Annotated in this window: 1 protein-coding gene; it reads right to left on the reverse strand. The window is 74.7% G+C overall.

The window, feature by feature from the left end; all coding sequences use genetic code 11:
* The coding region (locus C7C45_RS32950) for a response regulator transcription factor (protein WP_146247488.1) at positions 1-221 on the reverse strand (221 nt) is incomplete at both ends.

A 221-nucleotide genomic window follows, 5' to 3' on the forward strand; every position in this document is an offset into this window, starting at 1 on the left:
CGGCGGTGCGGTCGCTGACGTCGAGTTTGTTGAAGGCGCGGAGCAGGTGGGTCTTCACGGTGGCCTCGGTGATGTGCAGGACGCGGCCGATGTCGGCGTTGGTGTGGCCGGTGGCGACCAGGGACAGGACCTGCACCTCGCGGGCCGAGAGGATCGGGGTGGTGGCGGGGCGGGGCGGGGTTCGGGCCTGCTGGGAGGGGCGGGCGGGGACGGGCGGGGGG

Origin of the sequence: Micromonospora arborensis, assembly GCF_003205615.1 — a bacterium.
Classification (GTDB): domain Bacteria; phylum Actinomycetota; class Actinomycetes; order Mycobacteriales; family Micromonosporaceae; genus Micromonospora; species Micromonospora arborensis.